General features: G+C 51.0%; 1 protein-coding gene. It reads right to left on the bottom strand.

All coding sequences use genetic code 11. The features are described from left to right. The coding region (locus HOK28_11720) for an FAD-dependent oxidoreductase (GenBank protein ID MBT6433755.1) at nucleotides 1–2,408 on the bottom strand (2,408 nt) is incomplete at its 3' end. Nucleotides 2,409–2,511 lie beyond the last annotated feature (103 nt).

Below are 2,511 nucleotides of genomic sequence, written 5' to 3'. Positions count from 1 at the left end.
TTAAGGTGGGTTTTTCGGTAAACACTGTAACGCCCAGGTTTAAGTTTACCGACCACAACCCATTTCACACACACAGCAGCCAATGAAAATGCAATGCAGTAGGTGCTCCATGCTGCTGGTAGAGCTAAAATGATATTTTGGATACCACCGGTTCCATAAAGCTGAGTACCCACCCAAAAGGCTAGGTTTGCACTCAGCGCGATGGTTGCGAATAAGGCAGCGATGGCCAGCCCTTGAATGGTCATCACAGTGCTTGTGGCGAGCTTCGTCTCACGTTCTCGTTGGTCATCCAGTGTTTCGATAAAGGCGCGACGGCTTTTGGTTTTTGGCGCCGCTTTTCGTGGAGCAGGTTCGTGTGGCTCTTGGGTCTGTGGTTCCGGCTCCTGGGGTGCTCCAGCATTTTGCCCATGGATTGCCTCATGAATGTATTCCGCTACCTCGAATAGCGTCTCCATTTGCAATAGCATGGTGATATCAACTTCATCTTCGGCAGTGGGTGGCAGGTTGGCGTTGATGGTATTGGCAAGTTTTGCGAAGTGCAGGGACGACATTCCCAGGGCCTGCACATCCGTTTCACCATCAAGTTCCGCGGGGTCGATACCCATAACAGTGTGGATGATGTCTTTTAATGCGGTCTCGATTGCTGGAATACCGGCAGTTAAGTCGCCGTCAGTTACCAAAGCTTGTTCGTCCAGTGCCTCAAAAGGCTTGGGCATGGGAGTGGGCGGCGAGAGCAGCTTGTATTCACCTTTGGAATCCAGAATACGGTTGGCCGCTTCGAAACCGGTGACCACGGCATCTTCGTGGAGGGTGAGTCCTCTCGACCAACTTCCGCAATAGTGAATGGAGGATTTACCTTGGAGGTTCTCCAGCTTTTGCCGCAACCGCTGTGTGTTGGGGTTTACAATGGCATGAGAGAACGTAAAGAGGTCAGCAGATTTAGGCCAATGGTCTGTGTGCGCGTAGTCATAAGTTGCCAGGATAGGTGTTGTGTCGTCTTCATTGCACGGGGCGCAGAGTGTATAGGGGAGCGTTTGGCTTCGGTCTGCGTCTGGTGCGCTTGAATTTGGAAGTCGAATATTCGCAAGCCTCCAAAGACTCTTGTCTTGTGGCATATAGGATTCATCCTGGTGAACGGCGACCGTATCGACTGAGTACTCAAATGACTCAAGAATAGTCCGCTCATCAGGTGATGCATGTTTTCCAAGAAGCTTAGCTGAACACTGTGGCTGGATTGCAAGGACGACCTCGCCAAATTGGTGGGACTCGCCCGCTGCATCCAATGTTACGCTATTCTCATTACGCTCACTGATGGCAACTTCTACACCTGTACGAATGGTGACGCCGCGACTTTGTAAGAAGTCAGCCAAGGCATTGATGTACTCGCTATCTTTAACGCGAAAGAGTTCTAAGGGTTCCGTGGTTTCTTCGGCAATGTTGTTTTGCCACATCCAGGCAATCAGGCGCAGTGGGTAGTTTAGGTAGTGCTGTGTGGGATGTCCTCCAAAATAGAGAATCACACCGCCCATAAACCAGGTATTCACGAAGGCATCAGAGAGCTGAAGCTCATCCACCAAGTCGCCAACGGTTTTGCCGTCGGCTTCTGGATCACGTACGGCTTTACTCAAGGCGGTGGCAAAGACTCGTCCTTCTTCCATTACTGCAGGTGAGTGCTCCAAGGGGCTTCCGTCTTCATGAAACCAGCCAAGAAATGGAGAGTTGAACCAATCATCGCATTGTCCAAGCGATATAGGGTTCACATTCAATGTTTTGAGAAGTGCCCAAAAGTTTGGCCACTGTCGTTTGCGAAAAGCTCCAAAGGCGGGATCTCGAACGTGCTTGCCATCATGAACGCGGCGGCTTGTAGCATGACCTCCTAAAGACTTCCGCTTTTCATATACGGTGACTTCGTAGCCAAATTCGGACAAAGCGAGAGCGGCGCAAAGCCCGGAAACACCGCCGCCAACCACGGCAACCTTTAAATCATGGGGCCGGATATAGGGGTGGGGTGCTTTGGCAACGTGGTTTTCCAAATGCCGGGTGCGTGCTGATTCCGTATAGGCCCAGAGCCGAGCTCTGTTTAAGCGACCAATCGGTAAATGCTCTGCACTGGAGATATGGTAACTGTTAAAGACAAGGTCTTCATCGACATCATCCCCGATTGTCTGAGGTTCAATTTCAATTGTTGCTACTTGATACCAAGGTGTCTGCCACTCCACGGTTTCATCGTCGATGGGGCACCCGTTCCCGGAAGCGTGATTGGGGTCAGAGAACTGCACACAGAAGCTCAGCTCAACTGATTTTAAATTCTTTTGGAGTAAGAAAGTAAGAGCTTCGCTTCGGAAGGTTGGGCTCTGACTGCTGAGTATCTGGTCGTAAGTTTCTTGGTCCTCTGCACTGAGAGCCACCGGGCTATTCTTCGGGGGCCTGACCGAGTATTTCACAGATTGGTTATTTCCCCAGGCGTAGGCCGAGATACTGAATTGCTCCATGAGTAATGGCTGCCCAGGG

It is taken from the genome of Deltaproteobacteria bacterium, from assembly GCA_018668695.1.
Taxonomy (GTDB): domain Bacteria; phylum Myxococcota; class XYA12-FULL-58-9; order XYA12-FULL-58-9; family JABJBS01; genus JABJBS01.
Note: the sequence above shows the minus strand (reverse complement) of the source record. Positions and strands in the feature narration are given on the sequence as shown.